Annotated in this window: 21 protein-coding genes; 16 read left to right on the forward strand and 5 right to left on the reverse strand. The window is 61.9% G+C overall.

Annotation, left to right across the window (positions count from 1 at the left end; translation table 11 throughout):
• Position 1: 1 nt before the first annotated feature.
• The 7 genes from ACHZCU_RS09685 (at position 2) to ACHZCU_RS09715 (ending at position 8,395) form a co-directional block, all read left to right on the forward strand.
• Positions 2-1,834 carry a gamma-glutamyltransferase family protein gene (locus ACHZCU_RS09685; RefSeq protein WP_319518620.1) on the forward strand — a complete coding sequence of 611 codons (1,833 nt, stop codon included), beginning with the start codon at positions 2-4 and terminating at the stop codon, positions 1,832-1,834.
• A 97-nt stretch (positions 1,835-1,931) separates the two neighbouring features.
• The gene (locus tag ACHZCU_RS09690) at positions 1,932-3,446 is read left to right on the forward strand and encodes an ABC transporter substrate-binding protein (protein WP_319518621.1); all 1,515 of its coding nucleotides are present in this window, start codon (positions 1,932-1,934) and stop codon (positions 3,444-3,446) included.
• 11 nt (positions 3,447-3,457) lie between these two features.
• Positions 3,458-4,483 carry an ABC transporter ATP-binding protein gene (locus ACHZCU_RS09695; RefSeq protein ID WP_319518622.1) on the forward strand — a complete coding sequence of 342 codons (1,026 nt, stop codon included), beginning with the start codon at positions 3,458-3,460 and terminating at the stop codon, positions 4,481-4,483.
• Positions 4,480-5,568, forward strand: coding sequence for an oligopeptide/dipeptide ABC transporter ATP-binding protein (locus ACHZCU_RS09700; RefSeq protein ID WP_319518623.1), 1,089 nt, complete (start codon positions 4,480-4,482; stop codon positions 5,566-5,568). The genes ACHZCU_RS09695 and ACHZCU_RS09700 overlap by 4 nt, the downstream gene beginning before the upstream one ends.
• Positions 5,565-6,506, forward strand: coding sequence for an ABC transporter permease (locus ACHZCU_RS09705; RefSeq protein WP_106310717.1), 942 nt, complete (start codon positions 5,565-5,567; stop codon positions 6,504-6,506). The genes ACHZCU_RS09700 and ACHZCU_RS09705 overlap by 4 nt, the downstream gene beginning before the upstream one ends.
• A 2-nt stretch (positions 6,507-6,508) precedes the next feature.
• A complete protein-coding gene (locus ACHZCU_RS09710; protein WP_319518624.1) occupies positions 6,509-7,393 on the forward strand; it encodes an ABC transporter permease in 885 nt (294 codons plus the stop codon).
• A gap of 24 nt (positions 7,394-7,417) precedes the next feature.
• Positions 7,418-8,395, forward strand: coding sequence for a bile acid:sodium symporter family protein (locus ACHZCU_RS09715; RefSeq protein WP_319518625.1), 978 nt, complete (start codon positions 7,418-7,420; stop codon positions 8,393-8,395).
• Positions 8,396-8,454: 59 nt separating this feature from the next.
• Here the strand turns inward: ACHZCU_RS09715 and ACHZCU_RS09720 are convergent, their stop codons facing one another.
• The 5 genes from ACHZCU_RS09720 to ACHZCU_RS09740 form a co-directional block, all read right to left on the reverse strand.
• Positions 8,455-9,555, reverse strand: a complete 1,101-nt coding sequence (locus ACHZCU_RS09720; protein ID WP_319518626.1) for a sn-glycerol-3-phosphate ABC transporter ATP-binding protein UgpC — start codon at positions 9,553-9,555, stop codon at positions 8,455-8,457.
• A 9-nt stretch (positions 9,556-9,564) separates the two neighbouring features.
• A complete protein-coding gene (locus ACHZCU_RS09725; protein ID WP_319518627.1) occupies positions 9,565-11,508 on the reverse strand; it encodes a beta-L-arabinofuranosidase domain-containing protein in 1,944 nt (647 codons plus the stop codon).
• Positions 11,509-11,531: 23 nt separating this feature from the next.
• Positions 11,532-12,383, reverse strand: coding sequence for a carbohydrate ABC transporter permease (locus tag ACHZCU_RS09730; RefSeq protein ID WP_319519773.1), 852 nt, complete (start codon positions 12,381-12,383; stop codon positions 11,532-11,534).
• 17 nt (positions 12,384-12,400) lie between these two features.
• Positions 12,401-13,321, reverse strand: a complete 921-nt coding sequence (locus ACHZCU_RS09735) for a carbohydrate ABC transporter permease (protein WP_106310727.1) — start codon at positions 13,319-13,321, stop codon at positions 12,401-12,403.
• An 87-nt stretch (positions 13,322-13,408) separates the two neighbouring features.
• Positions 13,409-14,653: an ABC transporter substrate-binding protein gene (locus tag ACHZCU_RS09740; protein WP_319518628.1), complete on the reverse strand. Its 1,245-nt coding sequence runs from the start codon at positions 14,651-14,653 to the stop codon at positions 13,409-13,411.
• A 162-nt stretch (positions 14,654-14,815) separates the two neighbouring features.
• On the opposite strand from ACHZCU_RS09740, the gene ACHZCU_RS09745 reads away from it, so the two are divergent.
• The 9 genes from ACHZCU_RS09745 to ACHZCU_RS09785 all read left to right on the forward strand — a co-directional run bounded on the left by ACHZCU_RS09745 (position 14,816) and on the right by ACHZCU_RS09785 (position 25,001).
• On the forward strand, positions 14,816-15,835 hold the full coding sequence (locus ACHZCU_RS09745; RefSeq protein ID WP_319519774.1) for a LacI family DNA-binding transcriptional regulator: 1,020 nt from the start codon (positions 14,816-14,818) through the stop codon (positions 15,833-15,835).
• Positions 15,836-16,140: 305 nt separating this feature from the next.
• Positions 16,141-17,169: an ABC transporter substrate-binding protein gene (locus tag ACHZCU_RS09750; RefSeq protein WP_319518629.1), complete on the forward strand. Its 1,029-nt coding sequence runs from the start codon at positions 16,141-16,143 to the stop codon at positions 17,167-17,169.
• 76 nt (positions 17,170-17,245) lie between these two features.
• Positions 17,246-18,742, forward strand: coding sequence for a sugar ABC transporter ATP-binding protein (locus tag ACHZCU_RS09755; RefSeq protein WP_319518630.1), 1,497 nt, complete (start codon positions 17,246-17,248; stop codon positions 18,740-18,742).
• A complete protein-coding gene (locus ACHZCU_RS09760) occupies positions 18,742-19,686 on the forward strand; it encodes an ABC transporter permease (protein ID WP_106310737.1) in 945 nt (314 codons plus the stop codon). The genes ACHZCU_RS09755 and ACHZCU_RS09760 overlap by 1 nt, the downstream gene beginning before the upstream one ends.
• A 12-nt stretch (positions 19,687-19,698) precedes the next feature.
• On the forward strand, positions 19,699-20,694 hold the full coding sequence (locus ACHZCU_RS09765; protein ID WP_319518631.1) for an ABC transporter permease: 996 nt from the start codon (positions 19,699-19,701) through the stop codon (positions 20,692-20,694).
• Between the two features lie 5 nt (positions 20,695-20,699).
• Positions 20,700-21,746 carry a LacI family DNA-binding transcriptional regulator gene (locus ACHZCU_RS09770; RefSeq protein ID WP_106310741.1) on the forward strand — a complete coding sequence of 349 codons (1,047 nt, stop codon included), beginning with the start codon at positions 20,700-20,702 and terminating at the stop codon, positions 21,744-21,746.
• A 1-nt stretch (position 21,747) separates the two neighbouring features.
• Positions 21,748-22,800: a sugar phosphate isomerase/epimerase gene (locus ACHZCU_RS09775; protein WP_319518632.1), complete on the forward strand. Its 1,053-nt coding sequence runs from the start codon at positions 21,748-21,750 to the stop codon at positions 22,798-22,800.
• 12 nt (positions 22,801-22,812) lie between these two features.
• Positions 22,813-23,961, forward strand: coding sequence for a Gfo/Idh/MocA family oxidoreductase (locus ACHZCU_RS09780; RefSeq protein ID WP_319518633.1), 1,149 nt, complete (start codon positions 22,813-22,815; stop codon positions 23,959-23,961).
• 155 nt (positions 23,962-24,116) lie between these two features.
• Positions 24,117-25,001, forward strand: a complete 885-nt coding sequence (locus ACHZCU_RS09785; protein WP_319518634.1) for a sugar phosphate isomerase/epimerase — start codon at positions 24,117-24,119, stop codon at positions 24,999-25,001.
• Positions 25,002-25,069 lie beyond the last annotated feature (68 nt).

The raw sequence follows: 25,069 nt of genomic DNA on the forward strand, positions 1-25,069 counted from the left end.
TATGGCATTCACCACCCGCCCCGAACTGAGAGGCACGTTTGGCGCTGTCTCGTCCACCCACTGGCTTTCCGCCGCCGTTGGCATGTCCATTCTCGAAAAGGGCCATACCGCTTTCGACGCGGCCGTTGCCGCCGGTTTCGTGCTGCAGGTGGTCGAGCCGCATCTGAACGGACCGGGCGGTGAAGTGCCGATCATCGTGACGCCGGCGGGCGCGGACAAGCCGGTGGTGATCTCCGGTCAGGGGCCGGTTCCGGCAAAGGCGACGATTGCGCATTATCGCGGCCTCGGTCTCGATATCATTCCGGGCACCGGCATGCTGGCCGCCTGCGTTCCCGGCGCCTTCGGGGCGTGGCTGACGCTGTTGCGGGATTACGGCACGGCCGAACTGGAGGATGTTCTCGCACCCGCCATCTATTACGCCGAAAACGGCCATCCGCTGGTGCCGCGCATCGCCAACACCATTGCCGCCATGCGGCCGCTGTTTGAGACCCACTGGCCGACGTCTGCGGAGACCTATCTTCCCGGCGGCAAGGCGCCGGAGACCGGCAAGCTGTTTCGCAATCCGGAACTTGCAAAGCTCTATGGCGAGCTTTTGAAGCAGGCGAAGAAAGCCGCCACCCGCGAGGCCCGCATCCAGTCAGCACTTGATTTCTGGTATCGCGGCCCGGTCGCCGAAAGGATTGCGGATTTCTGCGAGAGGGAGGATGTCTGGGATGTCTCCGGCCATCACCATCGCGGCCTGATCACCGCCGACGACATGGCGCATTTCACGCCCAAGGTCGAGGCGCCGGTTTCCACGACCTATGGCGATTTTGAAGTGTTCAAATGCGGTCCGTGGTCGCAAGGGCCCGTCCTGCTGCAGATGCTGAACATATTGAAGGGCACCGATATTGCTTCGGTCGATCCGATGGGGCCGGATTTCGTGCATCTCGTCGTCGAGACCGCCAAGCTTGCCATGGCCGACCGCGAGAGCTGGTATGGCGATGGCGGCGATGTGCCGATGGCGACGTTGCTGTCCGATGGTTATGCCGATGCCCGTCGGACGCTGATCGGCGCTGAAGCCTCGTTCGAGGTGCGTCCCGGCACGCCGGACGGCCGCAACCCGCCGATGCCGCCACACCGCGCCGTCGGCACCATTGCCCAGCCGGGCCTCGGCGGCGGCGAACCGACGGTCGCCAAGGAGAAGAAGCTTCCCAATGATGCGGCCGGCGAGCCGACGCTGACCCGTGAGGGCGCACAGCGCGGCGACACCGTGCAGGTCTCCACCGTCGACCGCTGGGGCAACATGGTTTCGGCCACGCCTTCGGGCGGCTGGCTGCAGTCGAGTCCCACCATTCCCGGCCTCGGTTTCTGCCTGACCACGCGGGCGCAGATGTTCTGGCTCGAGGAGGGACTGAATTCGTCACTGAAGCCGGGCGTGCGCCCGCGCACCACGCTGACACCCTCGACCGTTTATCGCGACGGCGTTCCATACATGGCCTTCGGCACGCCCGGCGGCGACCAGCAGGACCAGTGGCAGCTCGTCATGTTCCTGCGCCATGTCCATGCCGGCATGAACCTGCAGGAGGCGATCGACGCGCCGTCCTTCCATACAGACCATCTGCCCAGCTCCTTCTGGCCGCGCGAGATCAATCTCGGCGCCGTCACGCTGGAGGGACGCTACGGCGAAGACACCCGCGCGGAACTTGCCCGCCGCGGCCACAAGCTCACCATCGGCGATGACTGGTCGGAAGGCCGGCTTTCGGCGGTGGCGCGAGAGACGGACGGCACATCGCTGCTGCTGAAGGCGGGCGCCAACCCGCGCGGCGTGCAGGGCTATGCCGTCGCCCGTTAGCGCAATTCCGGCAAAAGCGGAGACCGGTTTTCCGCCCGCAATTGCGTGAAAAACAAGAGACGGCACATTTCGAACGACCAACCAAAAAGAGGGAACAATGAAAACGCCTATTCACCTTGCGCTTCTTGCGGGCCTTGCCCTGGGCGCCATGGCCGCAGGCCCGGCCGCTGCACAATCCGTCCTCAATATCGGTCTGCAGGACGATCCCGATACGCTCGACCCGGCGACCAACTGGAGCTTCGTCGGCCGTCATGTGCTGCAGTCGCTCTGCGACAAGATCGTCGATATTGATCAGGACGGCCAGATCGCGCCGAAACTGGCGACGAGCTGGGAGTGGAACGACGATTCCACACAGTTGACCCTGCACCTGCGCGATGACGCCGTCTTCCACGACGGCACGCCGATCAACGCGGATGCCATCAAGTACAATCTCGAGCGCGACCTCAATATGCCGACCTCGCGCCGCAAGTCCGAAATCAGCGCGATCGCGTCGGTTGATGTCCTTGATGACACCACGGTCCAGATCAACCTGTCGGCACCTTCCGTTCCGCTGCTTGCGGCCCTTTCCGACCGCGCCGGCATGGTGATCAGCCCGAAGGCCGGCGAGGAACTCGGCGAGAACTTCACCAATGCGCCGGTCTGCTCGGGGCCTTACAAATTCGTCGAACACATTGCCCAGGACCGTATCGTGCTGGAAAAATTCGACGATTATTATGACGCCGACAGCTATTCCTTTGACGAGCTGATCTTCCGCGGCATGCCGGATTCCAATGTCCGTCTGCTCAACCTGCGTTCCGGCCAGCTCGACCTGATCGAGCGTCTGTCGGCAACGGATGTTGCCGCCACCGAAGCCGATGCGGACTTCACCGTCCTGCCCGTCGTCGGCCTCGGTTATTACGGCATCACCTTCGACATCGGCGGCGAGGGCGCCAATCTCGATGCCGGCAAGAAGGCGCTGGTGCGTCAGGCCTTCAGCCTCGCCATTGACCGTGATGCGCTGAACCAGGTTGTCTTCGAAGGTCAGGCCGCCACCGGCAACCAGCCCTTCCCGCCGGCAAGCTCCTGGTATGACAAGGACTTTCCCGTTCCTGCCCGCGACGTCGAAGCCGCCAAGGCCAAGATGGCCGAAGCCGGCGTCGACAGTGTCGATCTGGAAGTTCTGGTGCCCACCGATGCCGAACGCCAGCAGGTGATGCAGCTTGTTCAGGCCATGGTCGGCGAAATCGGCATCAACATCTCGATCAAGCCCACCGAACTGATGACGCTTCTCGACATCGCCCGTCAGGGCAAGTTCCAGGCCCATCTCGTTGGCTGGAGCGGTCGTGTCGACCCTGACCTCAACATCACCCCGATGCTCTCCTGCGGTGCTGCCGGCAATGACGCGCATTACTGCAACGAGGAGATGGACAAGCTTCTGACTGAGGCCCGTGCGCTGAAGGACCCGGACGAACGCAAGGCGATCTACAATCAGGTGATTGCGATCCTTCAGGAAGACCTGCCGATCGTCTATCTCTACCACTCCAAGTGGATCTTTGCGATGGACTCCGGCGTCGAGGGCTTCAAGGCCTATCCGGACGGCATCATCCGCCTGGCAGGCGTGACCGCCGAGTGACGCGGACGGACATGACAGCCACAGACAAGAACGCATCGGCCCTTGCGGCCGGTGCTCCCCGCGAAAATGTTCTCGAAGTCGACGGTCTGAGCGTCCTCTTCCACGGCGACGACCGCACGGTGACGGCGGTCGATGGCGTGAGTTTCGACGTCAAGCGCGGCCGCACGCTTGCCGTGGTCGGTGAATCCGGCAGCGGCAAGAGCGTCACCTCGCTTTCGATCCTGCGCCTGCTGCCGAAACACAGCGCCGAAATTTCCGGCCATATCCGTTTCGGTGGCCGCGACCTTTTGCAGGAAACGGAAGGCAAGCTCAGAAACCTGCGCGGCAACCGGCTGGCGATGATCTTCCAGGAGCCGATGACCTCGCTGAACCCGTCCTACACAGTCGGCGACCAGATCATGGAAGTCATCCTGCGCCACAATGACATCGGCCGCCGCGAAGCCCGGGCGCGCGCGATCGAGATGCTGCGGCTGGTGCGCATTCCGTCGCCCGAGGCCCGCTTCGATCAATACCCCCACAATCTTTCCGGCGGCATGCGCCAGCGGGTGATGATCGCGATCGCACTGGCCTGCGACCCCGAACTGCTGATTGCGGATGAACCGACCACCGCGCTCGACGTCACGGTGCAGGCGCAGGTTCTGGAACTGATGCGCGAACTGCAGCAGAAGACCGGCACGGCCATCATCCTCATCACCCATGATCTCGGCGTGGTCGCCGAAAGCTGCGATGACGTGATCGTCATGTATGCCGGTCAGGTGGTGGAACGCGGCACTGTCGAACAGCTTTTCGCCTTTCCGCAGCATCCCTATACAGTCGGCCTGCTCGGCTCGCTGCCGCGTCTGGATGCCGCGCGCGAGCGGCTTGCCACCATCACCGGCATGGTGCCGGACATGTCGGCGCCGCCATCGGGCTGTCGCTTCGCGGAACGCTGTCCGTTCCGCATGGAAAAATGCGCCGAAACCCAGCCCCTTCATGAAGTGCGTGACGGCCATTTCAGCCGCTGCTGGCGCACCCCGCTCGAGGAGCTTGCCCCTTGACCGCCAAACCGATCCTCGAAGTCAAAGACCTCAGTTGTCATTTCGTCGTCAGGCGCGATCTCCTCGGCCGCCCGAAGGCGAAAGTGCAGGCCGTCGACAATGTTTCGCTGACGCTGATGCCGGGCGAAACGCTTGCTGTCGTCGGCGAATCCGGCTGTGGCAAATCCACGCTCGGACGGATGATGATGCGGCTGATCGAACCGACAACCGGCAGGGTTTTTCTGGACGGCGAGGATATCACCGCCCTGAACCATCAGGAATTGCGCGCCCGCCGCCGGCATGTCCAGCTGATCTTCCAGGACCCCTACGCCTCGCTCAATCCGCGCATGACGATCGCGGAAACCATCGCCGAGCCGCTGAAGCTCTACAACATCCTGCCGGCATCGAAACGGCGCGCCCGCGTGCATGAACTGCTGAAGCTGGTCGGGCTTCGGCCGGAACAGGCGAACCGCTATCCGAACGAGTTTTCCGGCGGCCAGCGCCAGCGCGTGGTGATTGCCCGCGCGCTTGCCTCCGAGCCGAAGGTCATCGTCTGCGACGAGGCGGTTTCTGCGCTCGACGTCTCGATCCAGTCGCAGATCCTCAATCTTCTGAAGGACCTGCAGGCCCGCCTTGGCCTTGCCTTCATCTTCATCTCGCATGATCTGAGCGTGGTGAAACACATCAGCGACCGCATAGCGGTGATGTATCTCGGCAAGCTGGTGGAACTCGGCACGTCCGAGCAGATTTTCGCACACCCGCGTCATCCTTATACGCGCGCGCTGCTTTCCTCGATACCGGTCGCCGCCGCACGTACCGTGCGGCCGCCCGCAAGCGAAAGGCTCGATGGCGACCTGCCGAGCCCGATTGCGCCGCCGTCCGGTTGCCGGCTCCACACCCGTTGCCCGCATGCGCGGGAAGACTGCAAATCCGTGCCGATGGTGCTGGAGGCGGGCGAGGACGGCCACGCCAATGCCTGTCCGTTTTGGCGCGACTTGCCGGTGGCCGATCTCGGCCTTTCCGGCCGGGAAAGCCGCGACCCGCGCCTGGAAGCGCTGTTTGCCGCCTTCGAAACCTTTGCGGATGAAGGGAGGGCCACGCCATGACATCGCTTCTCGCCCGCCGCCTGCTGCAACTCATTCCGACACTCGTCATCCTGTCGATGATCATTTTCTCGCTGCAGCATCTTCTGCCCGGCGACCCGGCGCTGATGCTGGCGGGGGAAAATCCGAGCGAGGAGATGATTGCTGCCATCCGCGCGCAATACCATCTCGACCAGCCGATCCCGGTCCAGTACCTGTTCTGGGTGAAGGGCGTGCTTGCCGGCGATCTCGGCATGTCGATGCGCCACAATCTGCCGGTGCTCGATCTTATCCTGCTGAAACTGCCGGTGACCTTGCAGCTTTCCGTCATGGGCATTGCCGTCGCCATGGTGCTCGGCATCAGCGGCGGCATCATTTCGGCGCTCAGGCCCAACACCGCTGTCGATTATTCCGCCAATGTCGTGTCGCTTGCCGGCATCTCCGTGCCGAATTTCTGGCTCGGCATCCTGTTGATCCTGTTCTTTTCGGTCAATCTCGGCTGGCTGCCGGCATCGGGCTATGTCAGCCCGTTCAAGGATCTGCGGATGAATCTGGCAACCACGATCATGCCGGCCTTTGTGCTCGGCACGGCGATTGCCGGCATCATCATGCGCCACACCCGCGCGGCCATGCTGCAGGCGCTTGAGAGCGACTATGTCCGCACCGCCCGCGCCAAGGGGCTGAGCGAATGGAAGGTCGTGTTCAAGCACGCCATGCGCAATGCGCTGACGCCGATCATCACGCTCGGCGCGCTGGAATTCGGCACGCTGCTCGGCGGCGCGGTGCTGACCGAGCAGATCTTCACCATTCCCGGTTTCGGCAAGCTGATCGTCGATGCGGTGTTTACCCGCGATTATCCGGTAGTGCAGGGCGTGGTGCTGGTCACCGCCGTGTTCTACATCCTTCTCAACCTGTTGGCGGATATCGGGTACATACTCGTCAATCCGAGACTGCGAGGCTAACCATGTCAGCGATCCCGGAAACGGAAAAAGCCGCGCGCCTGCCACTTCTCGGCATTTTTCAGAGCCGCATCTGGCGGCGTCTGCGCAAGCGCAAAAGCGCGCTTTTCGGCCTTGGCGTCGTGCTGTTCATGCTGTTCGTCGCCGTCTTCGCGCCGTTGCTCGCCCCTTACGATCCAACGGCACAGAGCTGGACTGCGGTGCGCAAGGCCCCCTCGCTTGCCCACTGGATGGGCACCGACGAAGTCGGCCGCGATATTCTCTCGCGCATCATCTGGGGCACGCGCGCCTCGCTTCTGGCCGGTCTCACCTCGGTTGCAATCGCGATTGCCATCGGCGTTCCGCTTGGGCTGGCGGCAGGCTTCATCGGTGGTTTCACCGATGGCCTGATCAGCCGCTTCACCGATGCGCTGCTGGCCTGCCCGTCGCTGATCCTCGCCATTGCGTTGGCTTCGTTTCTGGGGCCGAGCCTCACCAATGCGATGATCGCCATCGGCATTACCGCGACACCGATCTTCATCCGGCTGTCGCGCGGACAGGTGCTGTCGATCCGAAACGAGGAATATGTCGAGGCGGCAAGCGTCGTCGGCAATCCGCGTTGGCGCATCGCCGTGCGCCACATCCTGCCCAATATCCTGCCGCAGCTCACCGTGCAGGCGACGCTGACGATCGCCTCGGCGATCATCTCGGAGGCGAGCCTGTCCTTCCTCGGCCTGGGTCTGCAGCCGCCGGACCCGTCCTGGGGCTCGATGCTGAATACGGCACAGCGTTTCATTTCCAATGCACCGTGGATGGCCATGTGGCCCGGCATGGCAATCTTCTCCACGGTTCTTGCCTTCAACCTTCTCGGCGACGGCCTGCGCGACGCGCTCGACCCACGCGCCCGCTGAGCCGCACATATCCCAGGGACTGCCATGCGTCGTTTTCTGCCCGACCAGTTTACGCTTCTTCTCGTTGCCACCGTTGCGCTGGCCTCGCTTCTGCCCGTCACCGGGGTTGCGGCCGGCTGGTTCTCGATTGCCACCAAATGCGCCATCGCGCTGTTGTTTTTCCTGCAGGGCGCGCGGCTGTCGCGTCAGGTGGTAATCGGCGGCCTCCTGCACTGGCGCCTGCATCTCACCATTCTCGCCACGACCTTCGGCGTGTTTCCGCTGCTTGGCTACGGCATCGCCCATCTGCTGCCGTTCGAACTGCCCGACGGCATGATGGCCGGCATCCTGTTCATCGCCGTGCTGCCATCCACCGTGCAGTCCTCCATCGCGTTCACCTCGATGGCCGGCGGCAATGTGCCGGCGGCGATCTGCGCGGCGACGGCTTCCAACATCGTCGGAATGTTCGCCACGCCGCTTCTCATCGGCATCCTGCTTTCGGCAAGCGGCGGTGGCGGCGGATTTTCATTCGATGTGCTCTACCAGATCCTGCTGCAGCTGCTTTTGCCCTTCATCGTCGGGCAACTGCTGATGCCGTGGATCGGCGACTGGGTGCGCAGCCACAAGAAGATCCTGTCGCCCGTCGACCGCGGATCGATCCTGATGGTCGTCTATCTCGCCTTCTCCACGGCGGTTGCCGAAGGCCTCTGGCACCAGCTTTCACTTGCCGATCTCGGCGAGCTCGTGATCATCAACGCCGCCATGCTGGCGGTGGTGCTGACGCTGACCATGTTCGGCAGCCGGGCGCTCGGCTTTTCACGCGCCGACGAGATCGCCATCGTGTTTTGCGGTTCGAAGAAGAGCCTTGCCAGCGGCGTGCCGATGGCCGGTGCGATCTTTGCCGGCCAGAGCGTCGGCGCGGTGGTGCTGCCGTTGATGCTGTTTCACCAGATGCAGCTGATGATCTGCGCGGTGATCGCCCAGCACTACGCCCGCACCGCGCTCGAAACGGTCGAGGCCTGACCAGCAAGGCTCTCCGGCGGCTTCGGGGCTTGCCGTGACGGGCCTGTTGCGTCGTCGTTTCAGTGAACGGCCAGCGACTGTTCGGTTTCCAGATCGAACAGGTGCATCCGGTTGAGGTTGAAGGACAGCGGCACGGTGGTGCCGGCGTGCAGACCTTCCTCGGGTTCGACGCTGGCGCAGATTTCCTCCCCGGCAATGCTGAAATAGGCCATGGTGGTGGCGCCCAGCGGCTCGACCAGATCGATTGCCGCATCGAAGGGGATGAAACCGTCGCGCTCCTGTCGGAGCGTGATCGCCTCCGGGCGGATGCCGAAGGTAGCGCCGCGGCCGGCATGGGGGCGGAACTGGGCTGCCTTTTCGGCCGGGATTGCCATGCGGGTGCCATCCGTAAAAAGCAGGAAAAGCGCGTCGCCTTCGGCCTCAAGTGTGACGGGCAGGAAATTCATCGATGGTGAACCGATGAAGCCGGCGACGAACTTGCTGACCGGCCTTAAATAAAGCTCTTGCGGTGCGCCCATCTGTTCCACAAGGCCTTGGTTCATCACCACCACGCGGTCGGCCATGGTCATTGCCTCCACCTGGTCATGGGTGACATAGACCGTGGTCGTCGGCAGCAACTGGTGCAGCCGCTTGATTTCCGTGCGCATGCTGACCCGGAGCTTGGCGTCGAGATTGGAGAGCGGCTCGTCGAACAGGAAGACTTTCGGATCGCGCACGATGGCGCGGCCCATGGCGACGCGCTGGCGCTGGCCGCCGGAGAGTTCGCCGGGGCGGCGTTCGAGCAGTTCCGAAATCCTCAGCGTGTTGGTTGCTTCGGTGATGCGCTTTTCGATCTCGGCCTTCGGCAGGCGCTGCTGTTCGAGGCAGAAGGCGATGTTTTCGCGCACGCTCATATGCGGGTAGAGCGCGTAGTTCTGGAACACCATGGCGATATCGCGCTTGCCCGGCGCCAGGCGATTGACGACATCGTCGCCGATGATGATCTCGCCGCCGGAAATATGCTCCAGCCCGGCGATCATCCTCAGCGTCGTCGATTTGCCGCAGCCCGAAGGGCCGACGAAAACGACGAATTCATTGTCCTCGATATCGAGATTGATGCCCCTGACGGCCTCGTAGATGCCGTAGGATTTGACCACATTCTTCAGTGTCAGTCGTGCCATGTCCGTCTCCTACTTTTCCGTCAGCCAGACCTGCATTGCGCCCGCGTCGCGATTGGCCCAGAGGTGATAGGGAATGGCCCGGAACGGCCGCGGTTTCAGGGTAGGCGGCGAAGTGCGGTAAAGTCCGCCCTCAAAACCGTCCGTGGCCGCTTCAAGGCCTTCGCCTTCCAGCACCACGGCCCCGCCGAGAAGATCGGCGTCGTAGCGCGCTTCAAGGACGGTATCGGGCGCAATGCGCAGGCGCTGCGGTTCGATGCCGATATCCGTTTCCTCGACGCAGTAGACGACCGGGCCGCGGCGCAGCGCCACCCGCCCGGCATCCTCGCCGACGGCCGGATGGGCATAGAGCCGTTCCACCGGCATGTCGAAGCTGAGGCGCAGTTCGTCGCCGTCTTCGAAGGTGCCGCTCACCGTGACGTAGCCTTTCACGGCAACAAGCGGTACGTCGCGTCCGTTGAGCGTTGCCCGCACCCGTCGACACCAGCCGGGGATGCGCAGTTTCAAGGTGAGGTCCGTCGGCTGGAACAGGCCGAGCGTCATGCGGATGTCGCCGTCCCAGGGATAGGCGGTCTCCTGCCTGAGCCGCACGAAGGTTCCGTCGAGATCGAATTCGGCGGCATTGGCGCCATAAAGATGCACCGCGATTTCATTGCCCTTTGTGGTGTAGAAATATTGTCCGAGCGAGGTGATGAAGCGGGCGATATTGGTCGGGCAGCAGGGGCAATAGTGCCATTTCCAGCGCCGGTTCTGGCCGTGGCTTTCCAGAACATTCTCGTAGAAATAATGCTCGCCGTCGCGGGCGATGCCGGAAAGCGCGCCGTTGAACAGCACGGTTTCAAGCTGATCGGTATATTTGCCGTCGAGATCGGTTTCGGCCATGCGCGAACACCAGAAGCCGAGCGCGACAGCCGCGCAGGTTTCGGCATAGGCGGTTTCGTTCGGCAGGTCGAAGGCGCGGGTGAAGCCTTCATTCGCCGCTGACGGTCCGAGCCCGCCGGTGACGTAAAGCTGGCGGCCGGTGAGATTGGCAAACAGCCGGTCGGCGGCGTCCTTCAGGCTCGGATCGTCGTTTTCAAAGGCGAGATCAGTCATCGCCGAGAGCAGGTACATGGCGCGCACGGCGTGGCCGACGACCTCGTTCTGCGCGCGCACCGGCTTGTGGGCCTGACTATAGGCATAGGTCTCGTAGACATAATCGGCCGGGTCCTCGCCGCGCCGGCGGGCCTCATCATCGAAATAGGAGGGCATCTGTCCGCGCTCGTCGACGAAATAGGTGGCAAGCTTCAAATGGCGCGGATCGCCGGTCACCCGGTAGAGCTTGATCAGCGCCAGCTCGATTTCCTCATGCGCGTCGTAGCCTCTGAGCTTGCCGGGTTCGGGGCCGAACGTGTCGATGATGTGGTCGACGGCGCGGATCATCACGTCGAGAAAGCGGCGCTTGCCGGTGGCTTGAAAATAGGCGACGGCGCCTTCGATGAGATGGCCCATCGAATACATCTCGTGCAGGTCGCGCAGATTGGTCCAGCGCTTTTCCGGCTCGCGGCGGATGAACCAGCTGTTGAGATAGCCGTCTTCCATCTGCCCATGTTCGAGCTTTTCGACGATGGCGTCGATCCTCGCCTCGATATCCGGGTTCGGGTGGTTCTTCAGCGTATAGCTCGCCGCCTCGATCCACTTGCCGAAATCTGAATCGAAGAAATGCTGCATCGACAATCCGCTCGGCTGGATCGGCCGGGCGAGCGGGCCGGGCGGGCTGTCGAAATCGAGAACCTCGAGAAAGCCTTCTTCCTCCAGTCGCTTGTGCTGTGTCGGAATGGTGACGTCGCGCACGGTCTCCTGCCAGCTTTTCCAGAATCCGGCATTGAAGGCGACACGGGTGTGGTCGACGGGAACGTAGCGTTCGTGGCGGTGAAGGCGTTCACCGGTCGTCTTTTGCGACGCGGACGATGACATGGAAACTCCTTGGGAAGACTGTGTCATTTGACGGCCCCGGCGGTCAGCCCGCGCACATAGTAGCGCTGCAGCGCGAGGAACATCAGGATGCAGGGGATCATGGTGAGCGAGATGCCGGCCTGGAGCGCGCCCCAGTCGATGATGCCGTAAATGCCGGAGGAGACGTTCACCAGCATGATCGGCAGGGTGAACTTGTTCTGGTCCGACAGGAAGATCAGCGCCGCCAGGAACTCGTTCCAGGAATTGAGGAAGGCGAACATCACGACGGTGGCCACACCGGGCAGCGCCAGCGGCATCAGGATGCGCCGCACCAGCGTCCATTGCGACGCGCCGTCGATGCGCGCGGCCTCGACCAGCGCCTTGGGGATCGCGTCGAAGGCGTTGCGCATCATGAAGATCGAGAACGGCAGCTGAAACGTGGTGTAGATCAGCACCAGACCAAGCAGGCTGTTCTGCAGATGCAGGAATTTGAGGATCAGGAACAGCGGCGTCAGGATCGACTGGAACGGGATCATCATCGTCGCCATGACGAGGACGAAAATCGCGGTCTGGCCGGGAAAGCGGAATTTGGAGAAGCCGTATCCGGCAGGCACCGCCACGGCGACGGTAAAGGCGATGGTGCCGAGCGCGATCAACACGGAATTGGTGGCATAGACATACCAGCCGGCGCCGACATGTTCGAGGCGGCGGTAGTTTTCCAGCGAGAACGCCTTTGAAAACAGCGCCACCGGATGGGCCAGCGCCTCGGCTGCCGGTTTGAAGGAATTGGCGAAGGACCAGATGATCGGCATCAGGAAGAACACCGCCAGCACGATCATCACCAGCAGCAGGAGAAGACGTCCGGCAACGGCGTCGAACCCTTCATCGGGTTCCATGAACAGGTCTTTGACGTTCATCGTCCGTCCTCCGGCCGCTGGCGCATGAATGAAAGCTGGATCGAGCTGATGGCGACGAGAACGACCAGCAGGGCAAAGGACAGCGCGGAGCCATAGCCCAGCCGATAGGACGAGAACGACGCGAGATAGATGGTGAACACCGCCGAGATCGTGCTGTTGTTCGGCCCGCCCTGGGTGATGATGAAGAACTGGTCGAAGGCGAGCATCGACGAGGTGACGTTGAGGATCAGCGCCAAGAGCACCGAATTGCGCATCAGCGGCAGGATGATCCGGCGAAACCGGCTGAAGGGGCTGGCGCCATCGATCCGCGCGGCCTCGATCACATCATTGGGAATGCTCTGCAGGCCGGTGAGCAGGATGACCATGGTGAAACCAGCGGTTTTCCAGACCACCATGAGAATGATCACGGCAAGCGCCGGCCAGAAGCTTTCGAGCGGGCGCGGTGCGTGATCGAAAAGGCCTAGCCCGGTCAGAAGCCGTGCGAATACGCCGCTGTCGGGGTTGAGCAGCCAGAGCCACAGCGTCGAGGCCGCGCCGAAGCCGATGACCACCGGCATGAAGAACACGGTGCGGAAGAAGCCGACGCTGCGCAGCGGCCGGTCGACCAGTAAGGCCAGTGGCAGGGCGACAGCCATGATCGCGGTGGTGACCAGCACCGTATAAAGCAGGGTAAAGCCGAAGGACTGCCAGAGCTGGGTATCGCCGAGAAGCTCGGCATAATTGTCGATGCCGATGAACTTGCGACGGCCGAGCAGGGGCCAGCGGAAGAAGCTCATCCACACCGTCATCACCAGCGGGATGATGAACAGGCCGATGATGAACACCATGCTCGGCGCAATGAAGGCGAGCCCCAGCCAGCCATGCGGCTCGCCATCACCGGATTGCGGATGCTTTTTTGACGCGCGCTTGAATAACAAGACGTGAAGTCCCTGAGGTTGATGATTTCAGTGGGGTTCGCTGCATTTTCCGGCCACGGGCGGGGCTTGCCCGCCCGTGGCGGAGCGTTACGGATTGGTCCGGTCGAGGATCTTGGTGAAATCGTCCTGTGCGATTTCGATCGCGCCATCGACGTCATCGCCGAAGACCGCGCTCTGGATCAGGTTCAGGAACGGGCCGGTGCGGCTGACGAACAGCTCGTCGGAGGCATAGGTGTAGGGCGTGCGCGCCTTTGCCAGGATGTCATAGGCGATGAGGTTGCGTGGATCGAAATTGGCATAGGCCTCTTCCGCCAGATCGGTGCGTGACGGCATGCCGGATTCCTGGGTGATGAAGACCTGCTGTTCGGGCTCCATGTAGTATTTGACGAAATCCTCGATCACGGCCTTCTTTTCAGGAGCAATGCCCTTGATCATCGCAAGCGTGTCGCCGCCGGCAAAGCTCGACTGGCCGCCCGTGGGGCCGGGGATCGGGGCAACCGCGAAATTGATATCCGGATAGGTGCTGGTCAACAGGTTGACGATATAGGAGCCGGTCATCAGCACGCCGACCTTGCCCGAGGCGAAGGCTTCCACGGCGTTGTTGCCATTGCCGGAGCGCGAGGTCGGGTGAATGGCGCCCGCCTGCCACATCGTGCGGTAGTCTTCGAGCGTTTCGCGCATCGCCGGTGTGTCGATGGTGGCTTCGCGGCCGTCATCGGTCAGGATATCGGCGTCGGCCGCCCAGATATGCGGCAGGAAATCATAGATCAGCCAACTGCCGGAATTGGCGACGAAGTAGAAGCCGTAGGTATCGTCACCGAGCGCGCTGATCTTTTCGGCGTCGGCAACGATCTCTTCGAGCGATGCCGGCGCCTTGTCGGGGTCGAGCCCGGCTTCCTCGAACAGGTCCGTGTTGTAGGCGATGATCGAGGCGTCGGGCAGGGCGGGCACGCCGTAGATCTTGCCGTCATAGGTGGCGAGACGGATATGGGACGGGCTCAGCGCATCGGCGTAGGGCAGGGTGTCGACAAAGCCGGTGATGTCTTCCAGCGTGTCGTTGGCGGCAAATGTCGGAAGGTAGATCAGGTCGAGGACCGCGCCTTCCGGCGGCGCGCCGCCGGCAATCGCCGCGCCGAGCTTCGGCACCATCTGCTCGGCTATGACGGCGGTGACGTTGACGGTGTCGTCATGGGCGGCGTTGTATTTTTCGGCCAGCGCCTGAAGCACGGCTGCCGACGAGGTGCGCACCCACAGGTTCACGTCTTCGGCCTGAGCCATCGAGGCGGATGCTGCCAGCGTCAATGCAGCAAGCATGAGTTTGTTCTTCAGCATGTCATTCCCCTTCTTTGTTCCGTCATTTGACTTGACGTTTGATAACGGTATGGCAGAAGAAAAATGTTGTCGACAATTTGTGTTCAATAACATGCAAAAAGGTTTTTGCATCATTGTTTTCATTTGATAAAAGGTTTTATCAAAGGGCAGGGAATAGCATTGATCAAGCCGATACAGCACCGCAGATGCACACTCAGGGACGTCGCCAAGGCCGCCGAGGTGAGCCTTTCAACGGCCTCCAACGCGCTGAACGGCGTCGGCCGGGTCAACGTTGAAACCCGCGAGCGCGTGCTCCGGATCGCGCGGGAAATCGGCTTTCGGCCGAACGCGCTTGCCCGCAGTCTGTTGAGCCGCAGAAGCCTCACCATCGGCATCATCACAGACGATACCTATGGCCGGCTGACGCTTCCGATCAGCTCCGGCGTTTCGGAGGTGCTGGTCGACCACGGCGTTTCGGCGTTTCTCTGCGCCACCAGCGGCGACAGGCGCCTCGCCGAGCTCCATCTCCAGGCGTTGCTCGACAAGCAGGTCGACGGCATCATCTTCACCGCCACACGCCTCGATGTGGAACCGCCCATCGACCTCACCGCGCTGAACGTTCCCGTTATCTATGCCTTTGCGGCGGGACCGTTCCTGAGCACCAGCTTCGTCCCCGACGACGCGCATGGCGCGATGCTTGCGATTGCGCATCTTCAGGAGGCCGGCTGTCGTGACATTCTGCACATCACCGGGCCTGAAAGCTGGCTGGCCGCCAGAAACCGTGCGGAGGTTTACCGCAACCGGTGTGGTTTATCGTCGCCGGTCATGTTCGGCGCATGGTCGGAGGAATGGGGGCATGAGGCAATCGGCCGCGTGCTGTCCGCGCGTAAAAAGCTTCCCGACGGCATTTTCTGCGGCAGCGACGAAATCGCCCGCGGCGTTCTCGACGGGCTGCGCGGCCACGGCATCTCCGTGCCCGATGATGTTTCGGTGATCGGTTTCGACAACTGGGAGGTCGTCTCTCGCCAGACCCGCCCGCCTCTGACCACCATCGACATGGAACTGAAGGAAATCGGCCACCGTGCGGGGCTTGCCATGCTGCAGCTCACCCGCGGCGAGCCTGTCGAAAAAGGCGTCATTCGTCTGCCATGCTCGCTTGTTCGGCGCGAAAGCGTCGCACAGGATGCGACCGGCAATCGCTGATACCGCATGATTGTGCGACATAGTGACGTTCCCGAAAACGTGGATGAAACCATGGGACCGGCGTCATGGCTGCGGACATGACCGGGGTGTCGAAGGAGAGCTGCTGTTGGGCACAAGGCGCTGCTGATGTTCGCCTGAAACCATGCGGGGAACCGACAGACGCACCCCTTCAAAAAGTTGAAGAAAAGACGGTATTGACAAAAGCAACCGGTTACATTTATGACTTTGTGTCGTGAGGTTTTGCCGCGTTGCATTTTTATCCGCAAATGTAACCGGTTACATTTTACCATGCGGGAGGATATACCATGAAAAAAAGTTTGCTTCTGGCCGCTACCGTGCTGGCTGCCGTCGGGTTTTCATCCATGAGCGCAGCTGCGCAGGACGCGTTCCGGATCGGTCTGTCCAACGGCTGGGTCGGCTCCGAATGGCGCACCCAGATGATCGATGAAGCGCAGGCTGCAGCACAGGCCTGGACCGATGCCGGTGTGCCGGTTGAAGTCGTCGTGCAGAGCGGCAATGTGGACGCACAGGGCCAGATCGGCCAGGTCCGTAACTTCATCAACCAGGGCGTCGACGCGATCATCATCGATCCGAACAGCCCGACCGCTTTCAACCCGATCTTCTCCCAGGCTGCCGCCCGCGGCATTCTGGTTATCGCCACCGATGCCGAAGTGTCCTCCAAGGATGCGATCTATGTCGGTATCGACCAGAAGGAATGGGCCGTTCAGTCCGCCCAGTGGCTGGCCGATACGCTTGACGGTGAAGGCGATATCGTCGCGATCAACGGCGTTGCCGGCAATCCGGCCAACGAAATGCGCGTTGAGGGCTATCGTGAAGTCTTCGAACAGTATCCCGGCATCAACATCCTGAACGAAGCCAATGCCAACTGGGACCAGGCACAGGGCCAGCAGGCCATGCAGAACCTGCTTGCAACCTATCCCGATATCGATGGCGTCTGGGTTCAGGACGGCATGGCCGCCGGCGCATGGCGCGCAATCATGGCCGACGGCAAGGAACATGACATTGCCGCCACCGGCGAAATCCGCAATGACTTCATGAAGACCTGGAAAGAAAACGAGCTGAACTCCGGCGCATCGGTCAACCCGCCCGGCGTCATGGCCTCCGCGCTCAATGTTGCGGTTCTCAAGCTCCAGGGCCAGGAATTCAAGGACGATATCTTCGGCGGCGTTTATGGCAATGCCATCTACATCCCGATCCCGTTCATCGACAATGACAACCTCGATGAGCGCATTGCCGAAGGCGAAGGCAAGCCCGGCTACTGGTCGGTGACCGATATCGTCACGCCTGAAGAAGCGGAAGCGTTCTTCAAGTAAGAACTGTTCCAGGATGCGTCCGCCGTCGCTGGACGGCGGACGTTGCCCCCAAAGAAAAAATCATGCGAGGTTCGCTATGAAACCTGCAATAGCGGTGCGCGATCTCACCAAGAGATTCGGGCAGGTCCAGGCTTTGCGCAATGGTCAGCTGACCGTCGGGCAGGGTGAGATTCATGCTCTCCTTGGCGCCAATGGCTGCGGCAAGAGTACGCTGTCGAAGATCGTTGCCGGTGCTTATGCGCCGACATCGGGATCCGTCAGCCTGGATGGCGAGCCCATCTCGTTTGCCGGTCCGCATGAGGCCGAAGAGGCCGGTATCGCGCTGTTTTATCAGGAACTCAGCCTGATCCCGAAAATGTCGGTGGAATCCAACATCTTTCTCGGGCGCGAACCCCGCACGAAAACAGGCTTTGTCGACCGCAACAGGATGCGCGCCGACACGCTTGAACTCCTGAAAATGTTTCATGCCGCTGTCGGCGACGATATCAAGCCGGATGCCCGCGTGGCAGACCTGACGGCCGGACAGCGTCAGATCGTTGAAATCCTCAAAGTCTATGCCAAATCTCCCAGGATCGTCATCATGGACGAGGCGACCGCGGCGCTGGACGGGCGGCAGGTCGAGGTTTTCTTCGAAATCCTGCGCGCCAAGCGCGATGAAGGCGTTTCAACGATCTTTATTTCCCACCGCCTCGACGAGGTCTTCGAGATCTGTGACCGCGTCACGGTGATGCGCAACGGCGAAACGGTCGCCGAAACCGCCGTCGCCGATACGACGCAGGACGAGGTGGTGCGGATGATGGTCGGCGACGTGCGCCGGGCCGAACGGCGGACCGAGCAGAAAGCGGTTAGTGCCGAGCCGGTCTTCAAGGTCGACAACCTTTCCGGCGGACGGCTGAAGAATGTCTCGCTTTCGGTGGCGCCGGGTGAAATCGTCGGGCTTGGCGGTCTGCAGGGGCAGGGCCAGTCGACACTGCTGCGCACCTTGTTCGGGGCGGCACCTGCCACGGCGGGCACCACCCATCTGGAAGGCAAGCCGGTTCGCGTTCGCAAGCCCTCCGACGCCGTGAAACACAGGATCGCCTATGTCTCCGGTGACCGCGGCGCAGATGCGGCCCTGCCGGGGCGCTCGATCTTTGAAAATCTGGCCGCTGCGGTGTTGATCAGTGAGCGGCGGCAACTGGTGCGGGCCGGAACGCTGAAGCCGCGTCTGGCCGAAGTCGCCTCCGCCTTCAAGACCAAATATGCCAGGCTGACCGATGCAATCGGCACGCTTTCCGGCGGCAACCAGCAGAAAATCTTCATCGCGCGCTGGCTGGCGACCAATCCCCGCGTCATCCTTCTGGATGATCCGACCAAGGGTATCGACCTCGGCGCCAAGGCCGACCTGTTCATGCTGATCAGGAAACTGGCCGAAGACGGTGTAGCGGTGCTGCTTTATTCATCCGAGGAATCCGAACTTCTCGACAATTGCGATCGCATTGCCGTGTTCAACGACGGTCAGGTGGTGACGGAACTTGCCGGACCGACGATGGACTCCTTCCATCTGACACGCGCAGCGTATGGAGACGCCTGATGAAACGGGTATTCACCTCCGAAAGACCGGCATGGCTGGTCGCTTTTGCGGCCCTTGTCGTTCTGGTTCTGATCAACTGGTCCCTGCAGCCGAGCTTCTTTCAGGGCATGGTGCTGCACTCCAATCTGACAACCTTCCTGCCGCTGGTTCTCGTGGCCATCGGCCAGACCTATGTCATTATCGGCGGCGATATCGACCTGTCGGTGGGCTCGATTGCAGCGCTGGTGAATGTGGTGACGGTTACGGTCATCACCACGCTCGGCGGCGGCATTGGCGGCCTTTTCGCCGGGCTGGCGGTCGGCATTGCGGTCGGCATCCTGTGCGGTGTCGTCAACGGGCTGCTGATCAGCTATCTCAGGCTTCAGGCCATGGTGGCGACGTTTGCGACCGGCATTCTGTTCGCAGCGCTTGCGCTACGGGTTCTGCCGCAGGCCGGGCTTTCGGTTCCCGAAGCCTACTGGGCAACCTATGGCGGCTTCATTCTGGGCATCCCGACTGTGCTGTGGATCCTCATTCTGGCCACTGCATTCGTGCTGTTCTTGCGGGCGCGGCCGTTTGAAAGCTGGCTGAAAGCGGCCGGCGGCAATCGCGCCGGGGCCTTTCAAAGCGGCCTCAAGCTTGAGCGCATCCGGCTTCTGTCCTTCGCGCTGAGCGGCCTGTTTTCGGCCTTTGCCGCACTCTGCCTGACCGGCGAGACCGCCAGCGGCGACCCGCTTCTGGGCCAGAGCCTTGCCATGGGCTCGATCTCCGCCGTTGTTCTGGGTGGCACCATGCTGGCCGGCGGCGTCGGCGGCGCGATCGGTTCGATCTTCGGCGCATTGCTGCTCGGCATGATCGGCAACGTGATCTTTTTCGCCGGTCTGCCTTTCGAATATCAGACCCTGGTTCAGGGGCTGATCGTTCTTGCCGCGCTTGCGGGCGGCGTTCTCGTGGCACGCAAATAGGGAGGAGCCGTTATGACGGATATAGCCAATTCAACGGAACGTGAAAGTTTCGGCTCACGCCTTTCCGCGCTGGTGCGCGAACCGCTGGCGCTGGCGCTGGTTGCCATCGTCCTGCTGCTGATCATCGGCGAACTGGTGTCCCCGGGCTTTGCGCGCGGCGACCAGATCATCAGGCTTCTGACCGTTGCAGCCCTTCTGGGCATCGCCGCGGCGGGCCAGAACCTCGTGGTGATGGCGGGCGGTGAAGGCATCGACCTGTCGATCGGCGCGATGATTTCCTTCGGCGCCATCATCGCCGGCAATGTGATGAACGGCAGCGATGCCGCCATTCCGCTGGCCTTTATTGCCGCCTGCTCGGCAACCTTTCTTGTCGGCCTCGTCAATGGTCTGGGTGTGACGGTGATCAGAATCCCGCCGCTTGTCATGACGCTCGGCATGATGTCGGTCATCCAGGGCGGGCTGGTCGTGTTTTCGCGCGGCATCCCCTCGGGCAATGCCGCACCGGCGCTGATGAACTTCATCAACCAGCCGGTCATTTTCGGCATTCCCGGCATTCTGTTCGTCTGGGCGCTTCTGGCTGCGGTTCTGGTTTTCATGCTGCGCGCCACATCCTTCGGTTTCGCCATCTATGCGATCGGCTCCAATCCCGGCGCCGCACGGCTTGTGGGCATCAAGGTTCGTCTCATCCGCACCATCGTGTTCGGTCTTTCCGGCGCGCTTGCGGGTCTGGCCGGCGTTTTCGTCATCGGCTACACCGGCAATTCCTTCATCAGCGTTGGTGACCAGTACATGCTGCCCTCGATTATCGCGGTCGTCATCGGCGGCACCTCGCTTGCCGGTGGCACCGGCGGCTATATGGGCACGGTGGCCGGTGCGGTCGCACTGATCCTGCTGCAGAGCGTTTTGACCACGCTGCACCTCGAATACTGGGGAAGACAGTTGATTTTCGGTGGTACTCTTCTGCTTCTGCTGCTGTTTTACGGGCGTCAGAAAAGTGCACGGATCTAGAGGATATGTCTCACCAGCCCAATATTCGCGATGTGGCAAAGGTGGCGGGCGTTTCGACCGCCACCGTATCGCGTACGCTCAAGCGGCCTGAAAAGGTCCGGGAGGAAACCCGGCTCAAGGTCATGAAGGCCGTGGAGGAAACGGGCTTTGTTCCCAACGACCTCGCCCGGATGTTTCGCACGCGCGAAAGCCGCACGGTCATTCTGCTTGTCCGCGATATCTCGAACCCCTTCTATCTCGATATCTACAAGGGCGTTGAGGAAGAGGCGTTTGCCGCCGGATACAAGGTGCTGATGGGCGACGCCCGCGATGATGACGAGCGCATCACGCATTACGTCGATGCGGTGCGGGAGGGGCATGCCGACGGGCTTATCCTGATGGTCGGTCACTTTCCGAAGGAAATGCTGGTCTGCCCGGAAAAGCTGCCGCCCATGGTGGTGGCGCTGGAACAGATCGAACACCTCGAACTGCCGACCGTGCGGGTCGACAATGTTGCCGCCGCCAGAGAGGCTGTCAGCTATCTCATTGACCAGGGGCATCGCCGCATTGTTCACCTGACCGGTCCTCTGGATGAGTATCTGGGCCAGGCCCGTCTTGAAGGCTATCGCCAGGCCTTGACGCAGGCAAAACTGCCTGTCGATGAAGCGCTCATCCTGCCCGGCGATTTCAGCCTGAATTGCGGTTATCAGCAAATGATGAAACTGCAGGAGAGCGGTGCCTCCTTCAGCGCGGTCTTCGCCTCCAGCGATCAGATGGCAATCGGTGCTGCCGGCGCGTTGCGGGAGAAGGGGTTGAACATCCCCGGCGACGTATCGCTTGTCGGTTTCGATGACACGCTGATCGCATCGGTCTTCTATCCGCCGCTGACCACGGTTTTCCAGCCGCGCCGCGAAATCGGCCGTGCAGCCATGGCGCTGATGGTCGAAACGCTGCAGTCGGCCGGTGATGGCAGTGACCTGCCTTCCGACCGGCTTTTTCCGACACAAATTACCGTTCGCAGTTCCGTCGTTTCCAGTAATGGCGGCACAAGAATGTCATTAGGAGTGAACTGATATGAAAACGCTGAAGGGTCCCGGTCTTTTTCTGGCGCAGTTTGTGGGAGACAAGCCGCCGTTCAATGAACTGTTTTCGATTGCACGATGGGCAGCCGACCTTGGCTATAAGGGCCTTCAGCTGCCGACGACGGCGGATCTGTTCGATCTGGAAAAAGCCGCCGCATCGAAAGACTATTGTGACGATATCATCGGTAAACTGGCGGAAATCGGCGTCGAGATCACCGAATTGTCGACCCATATCCAGGGCCAGCTCGTTGCCGTTCACCCGGCCTATGATGCGCTGTTCGACAATTTCGCCCCCGCTGCCGTCCACGGCAATCCGAAAGCCCGTCAGGAATGGGCCGTCAGCCAGATGGAACTGGCGGCGAAGGCCTCGCGCAATTTCGGTCTGGATACCCATGCCACCTTTTCCGGCGCGCTGGCCTGGCCCTATTTCTATCCGTGGCCGCAGCGCCCGTCCGGTCTCGTGGAAGAAGCCTTCGGTGAGCTTGCCAAACGCTGGAAGCCGATCCTCGACGTCTTCGATCAGCAAGGCGTTGATGTCGCCTATGAACTGCATCCGGGCGAAGACCTGCATGACGGCGTGACCTTCGAGCGTTTCCTCGAGGGCGTCGGCAATCATCAGCGCGCGAACATTCTCTATGACCCGTCGCATTTCGTGCTGCAGGCGCTCGATTATCTCGCCTTCATCGATATCTATCACGAGCGTATCCGCGCCTTCCACGTCAAGGATGCCGAGCTGCAGCTTTCCGGCCGTTCCGGTGTTTACGGCGGCTATCAGTCCTGGGTCGACCGGCCCGGACGGTTCCGTTCGCTCGGCGATGGCGACGTCAACTTCAAGGCGATTTTCTCGAAGATGGCGCAGTACGACTTTGCCGGCTGGGCGGTTCTCGAATGGGAATGCGCGCTGAAGCATCCGGAAGACGGTGCACGCGAGGGCGCGCCCTTTATCCGCGATCACATCATTCACGTAACAGAGCATGCATTTGACGACTTCGCCGCCAGCGGAACTGACGCAGCCGCCAATCGCCGATTGCTCGGTCTCGACTGAGGAGAAATCGTCATGACATCTGAAGACAATCAGGGCCCGAACCGGATCCGGCTCGGCATGGTCGGCGGCGGCAAGGGCGCGTTTATCGGTGGCGTTCACCGCATCGCCGCGCGCATTGACGACCGGTTTGCGCTGGTCGCCGGCGCGCTCGACGCCGACCCGGAAGAAGCCCGTTCCTTTGCCGTTTCTATCGGTATCGCGCCGGAACGCGCCTATGCCGATTACAAGGCGATGTTCGAGGCCGAGGCAAAACGGGAGGACGGCATTCAGGCCGTTGCCATCGTCACGCCGAACTTCCTGCATTATCCGGTGGCGAAGGCCGCACTTGAGGCGGGCATCCACGTCATCTGCGAAAAGCCGATGACGACCTCGCTGGATGATGCAAAGGCGCTTGCCGAACTGGTGAAGACGTCGGGTAAGAACCTGTTTCTGACCCACACCTATACCGGCTATCCGATGGTCCGTCAGGCCCGCGAGATGGTCGCCTCGGGCGCCATCGGCCCGCTGAGGCAGGTCCAGGTGGAATATGCGCAGGACTGGCTGGCAGCCCCCGAGGAAGACCCGGAAGCCGCCGGCGCCAACTGGCGCAATGATCCGGCCAAGGCCGGGCAGGGCGGTGCCATCGGCGATATCGGCACCCATGCCTATAATCTTGCCGCCTTCGTTGCCGGCGAGGAGCCGCGCGAACTTCTGGCCGAACTGACGGCGCTGGTGCCCGGCCGCAAGGTCGATGACGATGCCATGGTGCTGATGCGTTACGCTTCTGGCGCCAAGGGTGCGCTGTGGGCAAGCCAGGTGGTGGCCGGAAACGGCAACAATCTGTCGCTGCGCATCTATGGTGCGACCGGCGGTCTGGAATGGTGGCAGGAAAAGCCGGAAGAACTCTGGTACACGCCGCTTGGCGAACCCCGCCGGCTGCTGCGCCGCAACGGCGTCGAGGCGACGGCTTCGGCTGTGGCCGGCAGCCGCATTCCGGCAGCCCATCCCGAAGGCTATCTCGAGGCCTTCGCCAATCTCTACAAGGATGCCGCCGACATTCTGTCGGGCAGCACCGCTGAATGCCTGGTGCCGGACGCCAATGATGGCGTCAGGGGGCTTAATTTCATCTCCGCGTGCCTGTCGTCGTCGCAAAAGGGCGGCGTCTGGGTGTCGCTCGACTAGATAGGTCAGCCGTCCAGCGGCGGCTTTCCGGCAAATCCGCAATGTCATCCGGGAGCAGCGGAAAGCTGTTCCCGGAACGGATCGTCTATGGCGTTTTTCCGGCTGTCGGCGCCATGGATCAGTTGTTGATGGCCTTGATTTGAGTGGAGGACTTCATGAAATTCCCGTTTTCCGGAATGCTTTGCGCCACGGCCGTGGCGGTTACGGTCGGTCTCGCCGGTGGGCCTGTTCTGGCCGACAGCGGCAGAAGCACGGCCGACCTGCCGGTTGCCGCCCAGATGTATTCGTTGCGCAATTTCGGCACGCTCGACGAACAGCTTGCCGCCGTTGAGGCCGCAGGTGTTACCGCCGTGGAAACCTTCGGCAGCACGGATGATCTTTCCGCCGACGACTACAAGACGGAACTCGATCAGTACAATATCGCGGTCATCTCTCACCACACCTCGCTCGATGCCCTGCGCAGCGGCGATATCCAGTCGATGATCGATTTCGAAAAGGCGCTCGGCAACGACACGATCGTCCTGCCCTATGTCGCGCCGGATCTTCGCCCGACCGATGAGGCCGGATGGCAGGCGCTCGGCATCGAACTGGCGGGTTACGCCAAGGAATTCGCCGCACAGGACATGCAGTTCGCCTATCACAACCACAATTTCGAAATGGTTGAATATAACGGACGCACCGCACTCGAAATCCTGCTGGATGCGGCAGGCCCCGGCGTGAAGCTGGAGCTTGACGTAGCCTGGGCCCAGCGCGGCGGTCAGAACCCGGCCGACCTTCTGGAAAAATTCCAGGGTCGCGTGTTCGCCATCCACGCCAAGGATAATGGCGCCGCCGGCGATCCGAATACCGGGGGCAGCGGCTTCGTTTCCATCGGCGACGGCACCATGAACTGGACCGAGGTTCTGCCGGCTGCCGATGCCGCGGGCGTGGAGTGGTACATCATCGAGCATGATAACGCCAAGGACATCGCCACCTCGCTGAAGACCAGCGCCACCTACCTGAACGCCCACGTTCCGGCAGACGCTGCACGCCCTGAGTAAAATCGGGCGCTAAAGACGACACGGACGTGTCGCTTGTCAGGAGAATGCGGCGTGGCCGGGCATCGGTT

This window comes from uncultured Martelella sp., assembly GCF_963677965.2.
GTDB lineage: Bacteria > Pseudomonadota > Alphaproteobacteria > Rhizobiales > Rhizobiaceae > Martelella > Martelella mangrovi.